The organism is Bradyrhizobium sp. WSM4874 (assembly GCF_055811835.1).
Genome location: NZ_JBVVPR010000042.1, coordinates 12,142 through 29,260, shown reverse-complemented (window position 1 = coordinate 29,260; position 17,119 = coordinate 12,142). Strand labels below are relative to the sequence as shown.

Genomic DNA, 17,119 nt, shown 5'->3' with positions numbered 1-17,119 from the left:
GTCGTCGGTCCAGCACTGTTAGAGGTAAGCGGTATATGAACTGATCCAGACGAGAATGGAGGCAAGAAGGCCGATCACGCCCGCCTTTTCGGCAAAGGCCGTGACGCTACCTGACATTCCCAACCGAAGCGACTCACGGCTCATTTCGTCGGGTATCGATATGATCGCCGGAAACGTTGTCGCGCCGCCCAGCGCGCTGGTGCGAGCAAGCGTCCCCGACACGGCAATCTGTCCCTGACCTATGCCTTTCGGAATCTCAATGATCTTCGCGTGATAGATGCGGCCGGGGACGTTGTCGAAAACGATATCGACGGCAGCACCCTCCTTGATGGTCTGAAAGCCATTTTGCGCGAACAGGCCGACTAGCGTGATCTCCTTCTCGACAATAAACGACATCGCAGAGCGCGCCTGCAACGCCCGGTCGCCGACGGTCAACGCTACGACGGTGACGTATCCGTCCGCAGGTGCGAGCATGGAAGTCTGCGACAATTCCCATGTGGCATTGTCGAGTTGAGCCTGAAGCTGCGCGACGGTCGTGTTGACGCCGCCTATTTCAGAATCCAGCGCCAGTTTGGCGCTCTGCTGCGCGCCCTTGGCGATGTTCAACTGCGCTAGGATCGTATCATACGCATTTTGGCGGTCCTGAGCCTGAAATTGCGTGTTGGCCTCCTCCTCGTAGAGCTTCTGAATATCCCGAAGGCGCTTCAAGTTGAAGGCTACCTGCTCGGTTAGACCGACGACGTTCGCTGTAGTCTGATCGTAATTAGCTTTCAGTATCTCGGTTTGCTGCTTTGCCCCGGCGAGTGACGCCTGCAACTGCGCAACCTTGTACTGAAACGGCGCTGGGTCGATCTGGAACAGTATGTCATTCGCTTTTACTGGCACGTTCGGTTTGACCGGGATGGCGACAATTTGGCCGGTCACATTCGGGGTCACTTCCACCACGCGGCCAGTCACCGTCACGCGTCCGGATGGCGTGAGATAATTGAAGAGCGCGAGAAATGTCGCGAGGATAAACGCGCCCACGAGCAGCGAGAAGGTACCGGACAACCAGCCCCATCGCGCCAGCCTGAATTTCGAGAATACGGCCCAAAGCGCGACGAGGTAGAGGCACAGAATTATAAGCATGACAGACCTCCCCATGTTCGGCTCAGTCTTGGAGCCTCCACCCAATAGCGATGCTGCCCCGAACGACGCCTCTAAGATATGCAATTTCGGCGGGCGTTCGGAATTACCCGGTAAAGCTGCTGAAGCGGTTGCCTGAGTCCTCCGATTGGAACAAGAGCGATCACTTCCGGTATTGGCTCTTAGGCGACATGCTGCATCGGCTATTTCTGATGTCCGATAACCGCCCTTAACGGACACCAGGATTTCAGGCGGCTCGCCGGCGGGCAGATCAAGTACAAGGCCATGCCAATCGAAGTCTACCAAGGCCACGTGCTCGAACCGCATCAACTGGAAGAGCTGCGCATCCGGCTTGAGATGTTCGACACCATCGACGAAGTCGACGCGGAGATGCGCGGCATCATCGAGCGCAACTGGCCTCATCTGGTCGCGAAGTTACCGCCTGAGGACGCTTGAGGGCGCCGTCCACTGCCCCTGAGGGAGTGGACGCATGTCCGCTTTTGACCCAAAGCGGGCAAGTGCGATTCGGAATGATAAATTGTCGAGGGCCCGCGGCGGCATGACGTTTGCCATCGCAGCGGGCCCAATCAACAACTCACTCTAGATGAAAGAGCCGACACTACACGATAATCGAAAGCTTGGCCGCCTCCAGAGCCGGGTCAAGGTCATCGTCTCCATCGAGGATCGTGGCACCGTCATAAGTGACCTTGTCCTGCTCGACTTCAACCACCTTTCCGCCAAAGCTCAGATAGCTGAACTTCCAGGGACGCTCGTGGTAGTCGCGCCGCTGGTGATACAGGACGCTCGTTGCGATCCGCTGACCAAGAAGTACGGACGCGCTGTAATCGGTGCGCCAATGCACGCCCGCCATGTTACGGCCGGTCGCGATGTTGGAAGCTAACTTGTCGAGTTCACCTCCGATGGTTAGGTCGTTGGCATCCGGCACACCGACATCCGTTAATGTTTTTCCATCCGTGGTGGGGTCCGGCATCACAGGCGTGATCCCGACATCTTTGAGTTTTTGGGAGCCCGCGAAATACGCCTTGAGCACTGTGACACATGCGCCGGCCACTGTGGCGTGTCCTGCGCCGTAGGAGCCATGCGCCGGCGAACCATCCTTGAAACACATCGGCAAGAGATAGGTATCGGAGTTGGAGCCGTGAGCAGCATTAGCTTGCCTAATTCTCGCAACCGCGCCGCCAGAGCTCTTTGATCCTTCCAGAACCGCGAGGCCGCTTGAGAGCGCCACTTTCGCCTCGGCGGCTTTCAAGCCAGACGGGTGCAGCGCGCGGTGGACCAAGCCGCCAAAAGCTTCCGGTCGCAGGCGAAGGTTCCCGACAAACTTCTGATACCACACGGCCTTCAGTGCGCATTTGGAAACTTCGCACACTAGCGAAAGTATGAACGGCGAGCCAAACGTTCCGAACCCCTCTTCACGAGGAAAGATTGGCGCAGGCCGCTTATAGGGATTTCCCGCATCCAGCTCGGCCTTTGAGGCAAGTAGAATTAGCGCAGCGTTCAGATACGCCTCGCGCGAGATCACACCCTTTCTGAATATAGCGCCCCGGTGTACTCAGGGGCATTGTCTTCGAGGAAGCATGAGGTTCGCCATCTTGCACTTTAAGCCAGTCATCCCACGAGATCATGTGAGGAACACCGCCGACCTGATAGTCTGTGTCGACAGCGCGCCCCTCAACCTGTTTGAACAACCATGAACCAAACGGTACATCGAACCAAAGAAATTGTGAAATATAGGGTCCGAGATGTTCGTGGTTTGTTTGTCCGGCAGGAATCCATTCGCCACCTCTAAATAGTGTTGCCGGCGTGACAGTCCGGGCCTGATAGGTTGGGTGAGCGCTCGTTGCTGGATTGGCATAGAGCTTAAGGGCGCTCAGCTCAGTCGCAGCCGCTTGCGCGAGCGCATTCCCGGGATAATCGGCGAAGTTGACGTCACGGAGGAGCGCCATCCAGTAAAGCTCAATCATTTCTGCTGCGGTGGTGTCGTGTTTTCCGTCTTGTTCCGGCGCTTTCGGAAATGAAAATAGCCAACCAGCCGCGGTCATCCGATCGGCCGCGAGGCCTGCTTGCGGATTGACCAGCGGACGTTTTCCTGCCGTGACGATGTTCTGAAAATCTTCTGGGCTATGCTCGTTAAGGGCCTTCAAAAACGATTTAAACGAGGCGGGCACTACGCGGCCGTCACTGTCATGTTGCAGAGCCTTATGAAAGTGCAGCTCGGAGGCCTGAACAAGATCACCCGACGCCGTATCGACCAGCTTTCGGACGGCAGTCCCTGTCGGGGCCGGGAATGGCGGATGACGCTTGGGGTAAGCGATAACCATTGAGGTTCTCCTCCGAGCCATAGTGCGGCCACCATTGGCGCACGCTGCTTGCCGACAAGCTCTATCGCGCCTGCCGTCCTGAAGTGTGTGAGGTGCTTCACAGTATGATCGAATACAGTATGATCGAATGAGACAGTGCCGATGACCGTTATTGGCCCTTAACGCAACTAGGATTGGGCCGCTCGCTGACGAACCTCACCGCAAACCTCAACGAGAGTCGCTGATACGATGATTGGGCTGACAATTCCGGTGCTGAGGCTGGACGGCCGGGGCGTAGAAACGCCTGATCCAATCCGCGGCGGACTGTGCATCAAGCTCGGGTTTTCATGGGATCGGGTTCAAGATCCCAAGCCCGATGACCCCTTTAGGTGGACTTTTGCAATGGTCGATACGGGCGCCGATTGCTCCGCGCTAGCTGGCGGTTTCGCGAACGCGAAAGCCGCGCAGAGAACTTCGAAGAGGTATTGGGGAGGCCCACACGGCACCAGGTCCCTCAAGATTGCCTGTTTACGTCGGCAGCCTCGTGGTAACTAACGGAACGTGCTGCGCCCCCCTTAAAATGGAATCGTCGCGGCAGCGGTGAGCCAAGGGCACCGTGCACTTTTAGGCCGGGATTTTCTCCGGTTTGTCATTTTCGCGTAAAACCGCGCGCACGGCATTGAAAAAATCGTTTTCGGCTAAGCGCCACTTTCCATGGCAGTCCTTGAGAGAGCGGCGTGCGTCAACCGCGCTGAAGCAGCGACACCCTGCCGCAGTGAGGCTGACATATTAATCCGCTATTTTACCTCTGGTAGTCTTTTACTTTTGCTACTCGCGCTCTTTTGCTCTGACGCCGTCCTGATAGTGCTTTTTGTGCTGCGGAGGATATTTATGCGAGGCTCTCGCGCAATCCTTTACGTCAACCAACTTAGCGAACTCAGTTCTCAGCTCTCAGAATTGGAACATCTTCGAGGTCTGGTCGAAGAAGCAGAGCGCAGCACCCGCGGTGTGCCCCCAATACGCTTCACACCCCCTACTTCGCGCCGCGTTCGAAGTCGCAAGCCGGGCGCCCTGTCTGTCCGATTCCGCCGCCTCGCGCCACCAAGCTGGAACGCAGGAGCTCTCAGCCCTCCTGACAACGACAACCAAATCGATCGGACCTTGCTTGAGGCATTCCCCGATGGATGAAGGGCTTCCCCCTGAGCCTCTCCAAGCGCTGTTTTGACGAACAGATCGATCCATGGTGACAGCCGCGCAAGAGGCGTCAGAGGTCCTTGCCGATCGCATCTTGGAACAATGCCCTTTACACCATGATTGCCGCTCCATGAGGTGGATCGTGGCATCGTGGCGGCGTTCCTGATCTGCCTCTTCATCTATGCCGGGTCAGCCTTCGTTGCTGCCTGGACCCTAGTTTCGGCCGTGCAAAGCGGAGATGGCGCTAAGGTGATGGCCCGTACGAATTTGCCGCGCATCCGGCATTCGATCCTCGACCAGGTTGTGTCCGCATACCTCGATCGCATTGGCCAAAAGCGGCCGGTGCGGCCATTCGAACGGATGGCAATCAACGCATTCGGTGCGACAATTGCCGACGACCTCGCGGTCAAGCTCATGACATCGGAAAACTTATCCGTACTTTTGAGCAGCGGCACCGTTCGCAACGCAGCAGAAAACATCACGTTTGGGACGATGTCGTCGCTGGCCGAGCTCGACGCGTCGAACATCTTTGTTCTCGCGGGACGGATGACGCCAGTGAAGCCGGTCGAGTTTGCGGTAAAGCTCGGAGAAAATCAGGACGCCGGGAGCGTTAGCCTGCATTATGAAGGGGCGACCTGGAAGCTATCCGGCATCACGTTGCCGCCGAAGGTCTTGTCCAGCATAGTGGACCGGCTACCAACGCGCTGAGCCCACCACGTTCAGAGGAGAAGCGAGGTTCGCGCTCTACTCAGCGCCACGTCCGACAACCAGCCGTTGCTGGTCTGCGGGGAAGGCCTTGATGCAGGAGACGAGTTCGTCTCGTGGCAGATGAAACGCTCGCCTCAGACTTTCGAGCTCAACCCAAGCAGTCCTCTGGCGGCGCCTTCCCTCAGCCCAGAACGATGGTTTCAACCCTCAGGCAGCGCATGCACCTGTAGGCGTAGGCGGCGGGTAGGTTTGCAATTGCGGGCAGCAACGCGAGAAACTCCATTGGCCGCTGACATCTGCTGCAGATGAGGGTTGGCGCCTTTTCCTTGTCACCGCCGCGCGCCATTGCCGGACCGCCCAAAGGTGAGGACGGTAAATCCATCGATCGGCGTTTACACCTCCGGGCAACTACCGCCCTGCCGAATCGAAACAGGCCCCCGCCAGCGTGAGCCGCTATTGCTCCTGAACCGAGACTCAGTTCTGATTTCGATCATTGCGGCCAAATTGCTTGCGGGAGGCGATCGTGAATGGCGAAGCCGGATGCACCGTTTGTAGCCAAGCTCGACTCCTCAAAGCTGTTTTCCCCGTGACTGAAGGCTACGAACTGAAGCGTTATGAGTGCGCCAGCTGCCGCAGCGATCTGTGGCTAGTTACGCGAGTGTCCCGATCATCCGCGCCTAAGCAGCAAAACGGAAGATCCCGCCGAGGTACGCGGCTCAAGACCATCGAAGCGGCCTTGGAGGGCGCCTCTCGTGCCGCAGGTAATCCAAAGCCGAAAGCCCCGCCAGCGTGAACCGGGGCTCCTTCTTGCCTGGGGTGAAGGCCTTCTGCCGGCTGTGAACAGATCATATGCTGTGAGGGCTGAACCCGCCGCCATCGCAACAATGCACGAAGCCATTCCCCCCCCGCGAAATCTCGCTGAACAGAGGGAATCGAAGGTGCCGGTATCGAACACGGGGGATGCCACATGCTAGTTCTAATGAACCTGATCTGGCGGCGCCTCGCCTACACGATGCTGGCCGGTACGCGGTCCAAGCTGGTCCGCCAATGACGAGAAGGGCGACCGCGTAAGATGCCGTCAGGACTGTCCACCAGCGCGCTCCGGAGCCGGCGCCCTCCCTTTGGGCGCCGCGACTTCAACCGCAGGCGGGCCTCCGTACGAAAGGGGCTTCGGTTAGACTGCCAGCGTCGAAGCCGCGACGTTCCGCGGCGATGCCACCCTCTTCCGGGGGACGCATTTCAGTTGTGTTACTCATCTTTCGGTCAGGCTTGCCGAAAAGCGGCCCCATGACGGGGCGGACCTGAGGCCGAAGATTACCTTCCCTATTCGCCTCAGGCTTTTAACGTGAAACGACACCCGAGGGCATATTCCAACCGTCGGCGCCCTAGACCGTTCCACCAAATTGGAACAGGCCCGCCAGCGGGGCGGCCTTGCTAGTCTCTTCAAAAGTGTTCTCACGAATCCCGGGTCAATCTCTTTGGGACCACCAGCCGCTCTAGTTCTGAGATGAAGTGCGGGCAAAACCTGGTCACGCTCGCCTACGAATGCAAATCTTCGAGCAGCGCGTATTAAACGATAGAACCCGCGGGGCGGCTTCTCCGCCTCACCCGCCGCGCATTTGCCGCGCTGCCGGTTGCGCTTCTTGTGCAACCGGCTTTTCCACACCCACGACACGCAGTAGCTCGCGCGGGTCTGGAGCTACTAGGAATCGATAATTTGCGATGAACTTACGATGCCGCTTTGCTGGCGGCATGCGCACTCGCCGATACACGAAATGGTCCGGCCACTATCCGCCCCGCAGCCCTGCGGAATGGCTGGCCGACGGCCATGTGACCTGCAACATCCAATGCCTGAACGGCCGTTGCGATCGCAGGGTCGACGTGCGGCTCGACACACTCCCGCGAGATCAGCCGTGGTCGCGCGTCGGCTTGCGCCTGGTCTGCTCGGCATGCGGCGCCGCAGGATCTGTGCATATCGTCCCGAACTGGCATGACAGCCGCGGGCAAGTCAGGCCAAGCAGGGACGCGAGGTTTTGATTCCAGCGATGAAGCACGTCACCGAACGCCCTTTTGCCGATCCACAAGCCGCAGCCCGCAAGCTGCTCAAGCTCGCCGCCAGCGTAGAGCCGGTCCAGGACGGCCGCATCCACATTGAGAAGATCAACTATCCCTTCCTCTACACGCTCAAGGGAAGCGGCCCCGAGTTCGGCGCCGGCATCAGGTGCGCCATCGAGAAGGGTTGGCTAGAGCTGCATGAGAGTGGAACATACGTGCGGCTGTTGGCGCCTGGGAATAACCTCATGGCGCTCCGTTAGGAACCAGCCGGGTACATTCTGCATGAATCCGCGCTGGCTCGGCGCCCTGAGCTGGCGGAGCGGCCCCGGCCCCTTAACCCCATGTCTCCCCAAAGCCGGGGCCGCCTCTCGGCGAGACCACGCAGCTGGGAGCATCCGCGCTTTGGCTGGTTTTTGGGAGGTTCGCTCTTGCTCACCCCGGCGACACGGGACGAAGGCACTCGCCTAGGTGGCGGCATTCTTCCTGACGGTCGACACAGCTTCGATGAGGACCGAGCACTTTTCATATTCCTTAGCATCGCCCGCGACGGTACCGCGAAGCTCCCTACATTCGCCGCCGTCGAAGAACCACTTGGCTTTGCCAATGGCGACGATCACCTTGCATTTTGGGCATTGCACCTGCATCTGCCTATCATGCACTCAGAGTCGGTACTTTTCCAGTCACAACCTCAGCGAGTTTGGAAACGAAAGCTGATTTAATTGGGGATCCGAGCGCCGGAGCCTCAAAAGTGAAGGTCGCAGGAACGGCTAAAAGGCTGCTCCTGCGACCGACGCCGCGACGTTCCGCACGATCGGCACGGTACCCGCGGTGCTAGCACAGGGACCCGCCACCGTGAACCGGCCGGCCACTTACGCTAGGGATTTTAGCTAGCGAGAAGCTTTCACACGCGCAGCATCTAGATCCGCCTTTATCTGCGGCATTGCCGCACCAGCGGGTTCTCTACTGTCATGCCGGCAGGGACGTTCATCCATTTCCGCCTGGCCGCACTACGCTCCTCATGTGACCGATATGCTTGGACACGCGACATGGTCGCCTCCACACAGCGCTTAATTGCGCTACGGAAAGCCGCTCCTGAGTCGCGCCGGCAAAACGGCCGACGGGAAGTGATCCCCAACTAAAAGCCTACGGGCTATGTTGCGCTGCGCCTTGCGCTCCCGCTTCGGTTGCGGTTGGATGGCGGCCCTGCCGATTGCATGCCTTGGCGGTGTGCTTCCCCTTTGATCAGATTGCCACAATCGCGTTTGGAGGCGAGATGCCTCGATTGGTCTTGAATCGAAATGCCATCAGACAACCCGTTCAAGTAGCGGTGGTTCGCTCCACAGAAATGGTCGACTTCGCATTCGCTGCCATGGCGGGCACTGACCTGTCAAAGCCTCCGCAAGCAGCAAACTTTATCAATTTCAAGTCGCCCGAGCTAAGCGCCGACGAACGGAAAGCCGCCTATGAAGCTTGGATCTTGGCGCGCGGCTTTCACGACGTAGTACGTGGAGCGAAAGAAACGCTCGAGCAGGCCTATGTCTATCTTGGGCTACTGGATAAGCAGCCGGAAACACAGGAACAGATCAACAGCCTCACTGCGCGGCTCAAATCAAAAGCCCAGCACGCCGGATTCGAAGACTTGCTAGGGGCAGTCAACAGGCGGTTGACCGTTCCGCTTGAATTTCCCTCCGCTTCGCTCTCGCTCCAGCAGGCTCGTAATTGCCTTGAGCACCGCGGCGGCATCGTCGGTGCTGAAGACTGCAAGGGCGCACCAACATTCAAACTGAGTTTCCCCCGAATCAAGATCTTCTACATCCGCGACGGCGACGAAGTCGAAGTTAGTGCCGGCTCCATTATCGAGCCTGACGAAGGACAGACACACGCAGAAATAATGGTCCGACTTGAGTTACCAACCAGGGAGTTTGCAATCGGTCATCGGCTCTCGTTTTCGGCTGCCGAATTTAACTCGATCGCGTTCGCAGTCATGCAGATGGGGGAGCACATTGCTAATCGCTTGCCTCCTGGGACGGACGCTGGCGCCTCTCCAGCAGCCGGAGCGCACTCGTTAGAGACAGCAAAATGATGCTGTCGACGCCGAACACTCTCACGAAGCTGAATGTTGCCCGACATCAGCTTGGCACCGCGCTCGACCTGTTTATCAAAGATCGGGATCCCATCGCGGTGCAATGTCTGGCTTGTGGCGGCAGCGAATTGATTGAGGCAATAGCTGCTTCGGAGAACATTCGCACCTTCTCGACCCACATACTGAAGACCTACCCGCAGCTACACATCGGAAAAATCCGCCGTCTTCAACGGCAATACTGGAATGCGTTCAAACATCTGAGCACGAAGGAGGGCCTGCGCAGGGAGGATGACGAGCTGTTGGCAGCATTCAACGATACGGTAAATGACGCAGCACTATTCATCGGCTGGTGGGACTATTTTTCTGTTACGGCTCGCTTGCCACTCCCTGTACAGGTATTTCAACTTTGGTGGTTCTCGCTCAATGAGGAGAAGCTAGCGCCCGGCGCCGATCTAAACACCATCCGCAACCTTTTTCCTAACATGATGCTGCAAACACGAACCGAGCAGAAGCGGAGGCTGCGCCGGGCGGTCGAAAAGTATCGTCATGACAAGGCGGTCCTTCAAGATAGCCGAACAGAGAACAATCCGCTGTGCTTCCCGGCTGCCGTCTTCCAGCGAACGTGATGGATGTTACCAACATGGCTCTCGATGCCGACGCGCACAGCGTATGTCTCGCCGTTCTTCCTTGCGCTGACTACAAAACTGTTTGCGCCCTTCCACTAAAGCCCAACCCGCACCGATGCATTACGGCTTGCGCTCTCCCTTTGGTTGCGGTTGAATTTAGGCTGGGGGAATCAGAATGAGGACGATAATTGCAGCCAGCCTAATGGCGCTCTGGATCTCGGGTATTTGTGCGCCGTCGGCTGACGCTCAGTTCGAGCCGTTAGCATTCGCGGTCTGCAAGAAGATGCCGAGCGACGCAGATAGATTGAAGTGCTTCGACACGATCGGGAAAAAAGCCGAGGATCAAGACTCAAGCACCGAGCCCACCCCGGTCAAAGGTAAGTGGACGTTCCGAGAGAGCAAATCCCCGATCGATGACAGCGATCAGCTCGTTGCAATGCTCCAGGGCGAAGCCGGCGAAGCGTTGCTGATCCTCAGATGCTGGGAGAACAAATCCGAGGCCGTCTTTATCCCGCCCGATCTCGTTATTTCTGGCACGGGAAACCGCTACGACCTGCTAATCCGGATCAACGGCGAGCCACCAGCAACTGTCGCTGGTGTCGGCAGCACGAATGGAAGGGCGATCTTTGTTCCTAACGCCCGAGACTTCATGAAATTACTCCCGGACCAAGGCAAGCTGTTCATCAGAGCAACTGGTTTCCAAGGAAGATCTAGCGACGGCGCGTTCCTGTTGAATGACGTCACAGCTGCCAGGAACCGGATCGCAGAGACCTGCCGTTGGACGACATCTAAGTCGAGCTCAATGAAGGCGGGCAAATGAGCTCCCTAGCGGTTTTTGAGACGGCCTCATGAAAGCTTGGCTATCTGTTCTGGTTGCGATCGTTGCGGTGATCATCGGCGCACAATTCATATCGATCTTTGTCGTTCAACCGATCGGTGCTCTTCCCGAGGGAAGTACAGTCATTTTGCTCCGTAAACCTTGGACCAGCGCAAAAGGGCTGGCCTTTATCGATAGCCCAGACGCGTTCTGCGCACGAAATAGCGGAGGTGTTACGCTGCTGTGCCGAGGGATCACAGCAGGAGCGATAGCAAAGAACGCGACGATTCTCGCTCGACTTCCTTACTCAGCAACACTTTATGGCATCAGCACCGGCGGCCGCACCTATGAACGATAGCCTCGGTGGCGCTCCTAGCTGCAGAGCCATGGTCTTGAACTGGGCCCGCGGACTGTTTCGCCTCTGGCTTATAGTTTCCGCGATCTGGATTGCGGCAATCGCCTGGTTCACCTACGCAAGCGTGATTTCTCCCCGCATGATCGCAGCCGCAGAAAACGAGTGTTTTGCCGCAGCCAAGGCACGCGGCGGTGGATCCAACCCCTTTGACTGTTTCTATGGCACGGGGATGAAGTTTGACGATCTTACCCTTATGATCCGATCTTGTGAGCTATCTTGCAGCTGCATTGGTCCCAGTTTTTTCCGCGTTCTTGCTGGGACTCGCCTGCGCCTGGATTTTGTCCGGCTTTCGGGGCCAAACCTAGCAAATTGCTTCTGCGGACCTTTCCTATGACATCGCGCGCGGCACCGAGGATTAAGCATGGCGGATGAGCCAAAGAACTGGACCTGCCCACACTGCAACCGGCCGCAAACCTTGACCGCTGGCCAGCGACGCACTCGGGATATTTATCTCGGCCAAGACAACAATAAGTATGGAAATCTCGGCTTCTACATCATGGTCACAGCGTGCGCCAACCCGGACTGCCGCGACGTCACGCTGAATGCTCATTTGACCACCGGCCCGGAAACCCACTCCGACTTCCAATCAACCAATGTTATTGAGACCTATCATCTGAAGCCACAAGGCGCATCGAAGCCACAACCGGACTACATTCCAAAAGCGCTTCGGGAAGACTACTTCGAAGCATGCGCCATTCGAGATTTGAGCCCAAAAGCGAGCGCTACTCTCGCGAGGCGGTGCTTACAGGGAATGATCCGCGACTACTGCGGCATCGCTAAATCGCGGCTCATAGACGAGATCAAGGAACTTAGAAAGCAACTGGACAACCACACCGCAGCGAAAGGTGTGACCCATGAGAGTGTCGACGCAATCGATGCTGTGCGCAGTGTCGGCAACATTGGGGCGCACATGGAGAAGGATGTCGATCTGATCGTCGAAATCGATCCTGGTGAAGCCCAGATGTTGATCGATTTGATCGAAATGCTGTTCATAGACTGGTACGTTGAGCGTGAAAGACGAACTCGCCGACTAGCAGACATCACCGCCCTTAGCGCGCAGAAGTTACTTGAGCTTGAGGAGGCTAAGAAGGCGAAGCTATTGGCCCCGCCCGAAAGTTCTGGTCCAGCCTCTTAAGGATAATAGGCTATGCCAGACGACGACTTAGATGCGCCAAAACAGGAAATGGACACGCTTCAGCACCAGATGACGGATGCAGAGCGTGAACTCTTGGACGGCCTCGGAAAGTTCATCGAGATCAAGGTCGCCCAAGGAATGTCGAGAGAGCAAGCCTACGACTTGGTCGCTGAGATGTTCCGAAAGGCTCGCGGTATCAGAGCGCGCGATCGGCGTAACACGTTCAAGGTAGTCTGAACGCACACCTGGCGCTGCCCCGCGCCGTTGTGGATTCCATTGAGACGCGAAGCTCGCTAGTGCGGAGTTTCTTCGGTTTTAGCGCTTCTGGGAGGCGCCCTGCATGTCCTTTGGGCTTGGAAATGATGGGCAGCAACAAACCTCAATGCCACCTGCTAGTCGGTAACACTACCGACCCTATGCCGCGCGATCTCGGCACCGTAGGCGTCAACCACGATCACGACCGTGCCCGCATCACGGTCGCAATCTGGATCGCTGGCGATATCGCGCGCGACACGGGCGCCGTATTGGACCGCCAACTCAGCGGAGCGAAATAGCTCTCCCACTGCGTCCGCCTGTGTCTCGCCGTTGTGTAAAATCGGGAAGTAGTAACGTCGCATGTCCGCGGTCCTCGTCTTTAAGACGCGATCATGTCCACACGTCGGGACGGCCCGCACCTGTCAAAAACGACAGGGTCCGGCGAAGCGGATCATTGGGTGCCCTCCCCGCAGCACCCGCCGCGTGTGTCGTCGCACAAGGTCAGCTAGCGTAACCACGCTGTCTAGCGGGAGGCGTCGAGCGTTGTTGCTGCGGTCAACGCGCGCCAAACCTGGAACTCATCGTTTACGATCTTGGACGTACGATGGCGCTCCGCAGCGCCTGTGCTGGCATGAATCGATGTCCAACGATCGACAAGAGATCCGCCCGTGGTCGCCTGAAGAAGAAGCACAACTACTTGCGCTACTCGATAAGGGCATGACTGCAACCGAGCTTGGCGAGCGCTTGGGTCGCAGTCGCCAGGCCGTCTACGGTCGGTTACAACGTTTCCGCAAGCAGCGAGGCCGAGTAAGCCGAACCAGCAGGCGCGCCTTCGCGCAATGGATCGGTTAAGTGCGCTGCTTGCGAACTGCGCATTATGTTGTTAGACCGCGCCCTCAAGATTGAAGGAGCGCCGCTTGCCTAAGAAGAAACAAGTAGTTCGTCGCGAGTGGACCACGTCCGACGTCAAGGAACTCAAGGCGCACTCAAAGGCACGAACGCCTGTCGTGAAAATAGCCAAGATGACCAAGCGAACCGAGGGCTCGCTACGTCAGAAGGCGCTCTACTTGGGAATTGGTCTGGGCCATCAGCGGTGATTGAAAGCTCGCTGGCTCACACAGAACCGACCTGCCGAATTTCGATACTGGTTTGACATCAATCTGACACGCTCGGGTGCAGATTATTCGTCTTGCGATGCGCCGCTGAATCTCGCGGCCTCGTGCTAGAGGTTGAGGGCTCGCTACCGCCAGCCCCGGCGGGCCCTCCCTCAGTCAGCAAGTCAGCAAGACTGACGTTTAAGTTTTCCATAAGTGTGACATCGACGACATTGCGCCCCCGCACTGTCGCTCTAGGCTTGTCTTGCCGGGGCTGGAAGCAATATTTCACGTCTTCATTTTACCCGGCTGGCCGCAGTGGTTCGCCGCTGCGGCCTTTTCGTTTGGCGCCTATCTTCACGGCGCGTTGGTGGGCTCACCCCATCCGCAGATTTTCAGCCGAGTCTTTTCCGCGGTTGTTCACGATGTCAAAACTGACCTTGGCTCCCTCATTGAGGCTGCTTAAGCCGGCTTTCTCAACCGCCGAAATATGGACGAAGACGTCCTTGCCGCCGTTGTCAGGTTGAATGAACCCGTAACCCTTCGTCGGATTAAACCACTTCACTGTCCCCATAGCCACGTAACGTCTCCCTTTCCAAAAGCTAAAACCAATACTGGAACTCAGACAAAAGCAAGGCTGGTGCGCGCCGCAGATCCTAGCGGCTGCTAGGCCACACGCGAGGCGAACAATCGCTTCGCTCAGGCGTCCCTGCCGCGTCGGTCGATCCAACCGTAAGTGCACATCGCTATGTCGCCCGACCGCTTCGGACCTCATTGATTAGCTCGATCAACCTTCGCGACGCTGGAGCGAAGACCTTCTGCCTTCAGCCGCATAGGTGCGAACAACCACGAGCTCATGCTGCGCGGCATGGACCGCGATGGCGCAGCCTAGTTCTGCTAGGACTAAACACTGATGGTCCGTTGACATCGGCGGATGCGGCAACCGAGGAGGTCAGGCCAGGTTTTAGCAGTGGCAGGCCGCCCTAATTTGCGACATCGAGCGCTCGTTAGAGGAACGAACGCGCAGAGGAAAAATTGGAGGTTTCGCTAGCTCCCTCCTCGTCGCCAAGACTTCCGGTGCAGCCACAACGTGAAGCTATCGGCTGACTTTGTCGATCGATGGCCCGGCCAGATCCGGCTGCGCTCGCGTCGACTGCAGCATGCGGCCTAAGAAGGTCGCCTTCGGCGTATGTCTCCGTCCCAGTGCCGTTTGCATGGTTCGCCCTTGAACCATTAACAGAAACAAGATTGACGACATTTAAATTGGCGCGACGAGGCGCCCATCCTCGATCGCCAGATCAATGTAGCGCTAGTTCTCCGGCGGCAACCCATGAAATCTGAACGATAGCTGTCCACACCCCCTCACTGGAACAGATGGACAAGGAAAAGGCATGCATTTCTTGGCACTTCTAAGTTCCTGTGCGGAATCATTCCTTTCTTCAATCGGATCGGGAGGATTGGCTATTCCGCCTGCGGAAGCGCAAACATTGCTCCAGCGCCAGGCATCGGTTGGACCCGGTGAAGGGAGCTGATCGGCTGCAAAATAGCCCTACGATAGCCCGTACTCGCGCTGCCAATACGAAATCAAAAGCGCCACGGCGATCTCCCCTGAAGCCATCGCGCTTGCTTCCAGACTTTAATGGGTCAGGACATCGTCAAACGCATGACTGACAATGCTCTGCAGGTCGCTCGCTTGCGGCGCTATTCCCGGGCTCGGCGCTGGCTCGGAATGCCCCACGAACAACGGAAGGCCGTTCCCGACAAACTGCCTGTCCATGCCAACCGGCTGCGCCCGACTAATCACGAAGTTCTGGATTTGCTCCGCGCGGTTCGCATTGCGGGCCATACCGGTCACCATCGGATGGTGCGCCGCTACTAACGTCGCCAAACCTGTGATGTGCGGTGCTCCCATAGAGGTACCGTCCCATGCAGCCATGCCGCCCCCCGGCACAGAGCTGATGACGGCCACACCTGGACCGCAGAGTCGCACTTCCCGTCCACGGCAGGTGAACTTCGGGGCAAACAGTCCATTCGCGCCGGTCGTCATCCCAGGCTGCAGCTGCGAGGGTGCCGTTTGGGCGTGATAGGTGTCAGGCGGGAAAGTCCCCGCTTGACCGAGGGCAGAGACACAGAGTGCGGTGGGCAGTCGCGCCGGGAATTGCACCGGCCCAGCACTGTTGCCGGCAGCGACGACGACGACAATGCCAGCTTTGCGTGCCTCACTCATCTGCTGAGCCACGCCCTCATTGACCTGATCGCTGCCCAGCGAGCAATTTACGACGTCGATCTCGTGGTTCACGCAATAGACCAGCGCCTCGATCAAACTGTCGAACGCGCCGCCAGGGAACAGCTTGAGTACATGCACCTCAGCTTCGGGTGCGAAGCCGCGAATACCGTTGTTACCATTGCCTGCGATCACCCCAGCACAATGCGAGCCGTGGGAGATGACATCATTGCGCCAGGTGTTCGGGTCAGGGTTGTTGTTCGGATCAAGGTTAGTTAGATCAAGTCCAATTTTGATGTGCGACAGAGCGGGATGATTTGTGTCGCAACCGGAATCGATAATCGCAACCTTAGCCCCCTTCCCGGTCAGACTTGCGTCGCTGCCCTGCAGCCCCATCAAACGCTCACCCCATCCGACAAAGGGCTGACCGCGTCGCAGGTTGGCCCCGGGCCAGTTTTCCAGCGGCTGTAGTGTAACCAGGTTCTCGCGATCGCTGCGCAATGACGGCGATGGGATCCACCGCTCCCAGTAATCAGCAAAGGGCTTTACATAGAGTGCCGCAAGGTCGTCGACGGTACCACCAAAGAAGTTTAGCGTCGCCAGCCCCGCTCCATCCGTGGCTGCCTGAACGAAGCCAGCACCATACGCGCTGACCATCGCATTCACGACGGGACGGCCGTCACTGCCGAGTACGCGCACGTTCACAGGCACGATCGCAGTCGCAGCCGCCGGTGCGGGCAGCAGCGATCCGACATCGAATGGCACGGTGTCGCTCATGTGCTGAAGTCGCACATTCTCCTGCATGAACAGGGTGCTGCTAGCCATTGCCTGACGCTGCAGCTGAAGCCCTCGATCGACTGGCATGCTGGCCTTGACATAGCGCCCACCCAGCCCGCCCGCAGCGAATACCTGGGGGCGGCTGAGTTGGATAAAGCCGTCGATCTGAACCCCGGGTGTCGCCTGCAAGGCCGTAAGGATGGTTTCTGATGCCATTGGGGACAGTCCCGCCGCCTGCTTGGGACCGATAATGTACTGCTTCCGACGTGTCGTGACCTCTGCAGTTGCCT

General features: G+C 57.9%; 18 protein-coding genes. 11 read left to right on the top strand and 7 right to left on the bottom strand.

Annotation, left to right across the window (positions count from 1 at the left end; genetic code table 11):
• Positions 1 to 18 precede the first annotated feature (18 nt).
• On the bottom strand, positions 19 to 1,128 hold the full coding sequence (locus tag AC0L3P_RS31330; protein ID WP_473307952.1) for an HlyD family secretion protein: 1,110 nt from the start codon (positions 1,126 to 1,128) through the stop codon (positions 19 to 21).
• Positions 1,129 to 1,410: 282 nt separating this feature from the next.
• Here AC0L3P_RS31330 and AC0L3P_RS31325 point away from each other — a divergent pair, with 282 nt between their 5' ends.
• On the top strand, positions 1,411 to 1,581 hold the full coding sequence (locus tag AC0L3P_RS31325; RefSeq protein ID WP_473307950.1) for a hypothetical protein: 171 nt from the start codon (positions 1,411 to 1,413) through the stop codon (positions 1,579 to 1,581).
• 163 nt (positions 1,582 to 1,744) lie between these two features.
• On the opposite strand, the gene AC0L3P_RS31320 is transcribed toward AC0L3P_RS31325, so the two are convergent.
• Both AC0L3P_RS31320 and AC0L3P_RS31315 read right to left on the bottom strand, forming a co-directional pair.
• Complete coding sequence (locus tag AC0L3P_RS31320; protein WP_473307947.1) at positions 1,745 to 2,668, bottom strand: vanadium-dependent haloperoxidase; 924 nt, start codon at positions 2,666 to 2,668, stop codon at positions 1,745 to 1,747.
• Positions 2,586 to 3,467, bottom strand: a complete 882-nt coding sequence (locus AC0L3P_RS31315; protein ID WP_473307943.1) for a hypothetical protein — start codon at positions 3,465 to 3,467, stop codon at positions 2,586 to 2,588. The genes AC0L3P_RS31320 and AC0L3P_RS31315 overlap by 83 nt, the downstream gene beginning before the upstream one ends.
• A gap of 1,323 nt (positions 3,468 to 4,790) precedes the next feature.
• Between AC0L3P_RS31315 and AC0L3P_RS31310 the strand changes: the two genes are divergently transcribed.
• Together AC0L3P_RS31310 and AC0L3P_RS31305 are read left to right on the top strand one after the other, a co-directional pair.
• Positions 4,791 to 5,348 (top strand): DUF2939 domain-containing protein, encoded by a 558-nt coding sequence (locus AC0L3P_RS31310; protein WP_473307939.1) that lies wholly within the window; start codon positions 4,791 to 4,793, stop codon positions 5,346 to 5,348.
• Positions 5,349 to 7,393: 2,045 nt separating this feature from the next.
• Positions 7,394 to 7,663 carry a hypothetical protein gene (locus tag AC0L3P_RS31305; protein ID WP_473307936.1) on the top strand — a complete coding sequence of 90 codons (270 nt, stop codon included), beginning with the start codon at positions 7,394 to 7,396 and terminating at the stop codon, positions 7,661 to 7,663.
• Positions 7,664 to 7,867: 204 nt separating this feature from the next.
• Here the strand turns inward: AC0L3P_RS31305 and AC0L3P_RS31300 are convergent, their stop codons facing one another.
• The gene (locus AC0L3P_RS31300; RefSeq protein WP_247542505.1) at positions 7,868 to 8,047 is read right to left on the bottom strand and encodes a hypothetical protein; all 180 of its coding nucleotides are present in this window, start codon (positions 8,045 to 8,047) and stop codon (positions 7,868 to 7,870) included.
• Between the two features lie 629 nt (positions 8,048 to 8,676).
• Between AC0L3P_RS31300 and AC0L3P_RS31295 the strand changes: the two genes are divergently transcribed.
• The 6 genes from AC0L3P_RS31295 to AC0L3P_RS31270 all read left to right on the top strand — a co-directional run bounded on the left by AC0L3P_RS31295 (position 8,677) and on the right by AC0L3P_RS31270 (position 12,716).
• Entirely contained in the window at positions 8,677 to 9,486 is an 810-nt protein-coding gene (locus tag AC0L3P_RS31295) for a hypothetical protein (protein WP_473307934.1), read from the top strand.
• Positions 9,483 to 10,112 carry a hypothetical protein gene (locus AC0L3P_RS31290; RefSeq protein ID WP_473307932.1) on the top strand — a complete coding sequence of 210 codons (630 nt, stop codon included), beginning with the start codon at positions 9,483 to 9,485 and terminating at the stop codon, positions 10,110 to 10,112. The genes AC0L3P_RS31295 and AC0L3P_RS31290 overlap by 4 nt, the downstream gene beginning before the upstream one ends.
• Before the next feature lie 202 nt (positions 10,113 to 10,314).
• Positions 10,315 to 10,932 (top strand): hypothetical protein, encoded by a 618-nt coding sequence (locus tag AC0L3P_RS31285; RefSeq protein WP_473307928.1) that lies wholly within the window; start codon positions 10,315 to 10,317, stop codon positions 10,930 to 10,932.
• Positions 10,933 to 10,960: 28 nt separating this feature from the next.
• A complete protein-coding gene (locus tag AC0L3P_RS31280; protein ID WP_473307926.1) occupies positions 10,961 to 11,287 on the top strand; it encodes a hypothetical protein in 327 nt (108 codons plus the stop codon).
• A 418-nt stretch (positions 11,288 to 11,705) separates the two neighbouring features.
• Positions 11,706 to 12,479 (top strand): DUF4145 domain-containing protein, encoded by a 774-nt coding sequence (locus tag AC0L3P_RS31275; protein ID WP_473307924.1) that lies wholly within the window; start codon positions 11,706 to 11,708, stop codon positions 12,477 to 12,479.
• Positions 12,480 to 12,491: 12 nt separating this feature from the next.
• On the top strand, positions 12,492 to 12,716 hold the full coding sequence (locus AC0L3P_RS31270; RefSeq protein WP_473307922.1) for a hypothetical protein: 225 nt from the start codon (positions 12,492 to 12,494) through the stop codon (positions 12,714 to 12,716).
• Between the two features lie 155 nt (positions 12,717 to 12,871).
• Here AC0L3P_RS31270 and AC0L3P_RS31265 read toward each other — a convergent pair whose 3' ends face one another.
• On the bottom strand, positions 12,872 to 13,096 hold the full coding sequence (locus AC0L3P_RS31265; protein WP_473307920.1) for a DUF6894 family protein: 225 nt from the start codon (positions 13,094 to 13,096) through the stop codon (positions 12,872 to 12,874).
• Here AC0L3P_RS31265 and AC0L3P_RS31260 point away from each other — a divergent pair.
• The gene (locus AC0L3P_RS31260) at positions 13,095 to 13,586 is read left to right on the top strand and encodes a helix-turn-helix domain-containing protein (protein WP_473307918.1); all 492 of its coding nucleotides are present in this window, start codon (positions 13,095 to 13,097) and stop codon (positions 13,584 to 13,586) included. The two genes, AC0L3P_RS31265 and AC0L3P_RS31260, sit on opposite strands and share 2 nt — an antisense overlap.
• A 65-nt stretch (positions 13,587 to 13,651) precedes the next feature.
• Positions 13,652 to 13,831: a hypothetical protein gene (locus AC0L3P_RS31255; protein ID WP_247412147.1), complete on the top strand. Its 180-nt coding sequence runs from the start codon at positions 13,652 to 13,654 to the stop codon at positions 13,829 to 13,831.
• A gap of 373 nt (positions 13,832 to 14,204) precedes the next feature.
• Here the strand turns inward: AC0L3P_RS31255 and AC0L3P_RS31250 are convergent, their stop codons facing one another.
• Together AC0L3P_RS31250 and AC0L3P_RS31245 are read right to left on the bottom strand one after the other, a co-directional pair.
• A complete protein-coding gene (locus AC0L3P_RS31250) occupies positions 14,205 to 14,408 on the bottom strand; it encodes a cold-shock protein (RefSeq protein ID WP_473307916.1) in 204 nt (67 codons plus the stop codon).
• A 1,056-nt stretch (positions 14,409 to 15,464) separates the two neighbouring features.
• On the bottom strand, positions 15,465 to 17,045 hold the full coding sequence (locus AC0L3P_RS31245) for a S8 family peptidase (RefSeq protein WP_473307914.1): 1,581 nt from the start codon (positions 17,043 to 17,045) through the stop codon (positions 15,465 to 15,467).
• Positions 17,046 to 17,119 lie beyond the last annotated feature (74 nt).

Bases quoted from the DNA above. Each gene is read 5' to 3' on its own strand.
- AC0L3P_RS31330 (WP_473307952.1), bottom strand. From the start codon at position 1,128: ATGCTTATAATTCTGTGCCTCTACCTCGTCGCGCTTTGGGCCGTATTC.
- AC0L3P_RS31325 (WP_473307950.1), top strand. From the start codon at position 1,411: ATGCCAATCGAAGTCTACCAAGGCCACGTGCTCGAACCGCATCAACTG.
- AC0L3P_RS31315 (WP_473307943.1), bottom strand. From the start codon at position 3,467: ATGGTTATCGCTTACCCCAAGCGTCATCCGCCATTCCCGGCCCCGACA.
- AC0L3P_RS31305 (WP_473307936.1), top strand. From the start codon at position 7,394: ATGAAGCACGTCACCGAACGCCCTTTTGCCGATCCACAAGCCGCAGCC.
- AC0L3P_RS31300 (WP_247542505.1), bottom strand. From the start codon at position 8,047: ATGCAGGTGCAATGCCCAAAATGCAAGGTGATCGTCGCCATTGGCAAA.
- AC0L3P_RS31295 (WP_473307934.1), top strand. From the start codon at position 8,677: ATGCCTCGATTGGTCTTGAATCGAAATGCCATCAGACAACCCGTTCAA.
- AC0L3P_RS31290 (WP_473307932.1), top strand. From the start codon at position 9,483: ATGATGCTGTCGACGCCGAACACTCTCACGAAGCTGAATGTTGCCCGA.
- AC0L3P_RS31285 (WP_473307928.1), top strand. From the start codon at position 10,315: ATGGCGCTCTGGATCTCGGGTATTTGTGCGCCGTCGGCTGACGCTCAG.
- AC0L3P_RS31280 (WP_473307926.1), top strand. From the start codon at position 10,961: ATGAAAGCTTGGCTATCTGTTCTGGTTGCGATCGTTGCGGTGATCATC.
- AC0L3P_RS31275 (WP_473307924.1), top strand. From the start codon at position 11,706: ATGGCGGATGAGCCAAAGAACTGGACCTGCCCACACTGCAACCGGCCG.
- AC0L3P_RS31270 (WP_473307922.1), top strand. From the start codon at position 12,492: ATGCCAGACGACGACTTAGATGCGCCAAAACAGGAAATGGACACGCTT.
- AC0L3P_RS31260 (WP_473307918.1), top strand. From the start codon at position 13,095: ATGTCCGCGGTCCTCGTCTTTAAGACGCGATCATGTCCACACGTCGGG.
- AC0L3P_RS31265 (WP_473307920.1), bottom strand. From the start codon at position 13,096: ATGCGACGTTACTACTTCCCGATTTTACACAACGGCGAGACACAGGCG.
- AC0L3P_RS31245 (WP_473307914.1), bottom strand. From the start codon at position 17,045: ATGGCATCAGAAACCATCCTTACGGCCTTGCAGGCGACACCCGGGGTT.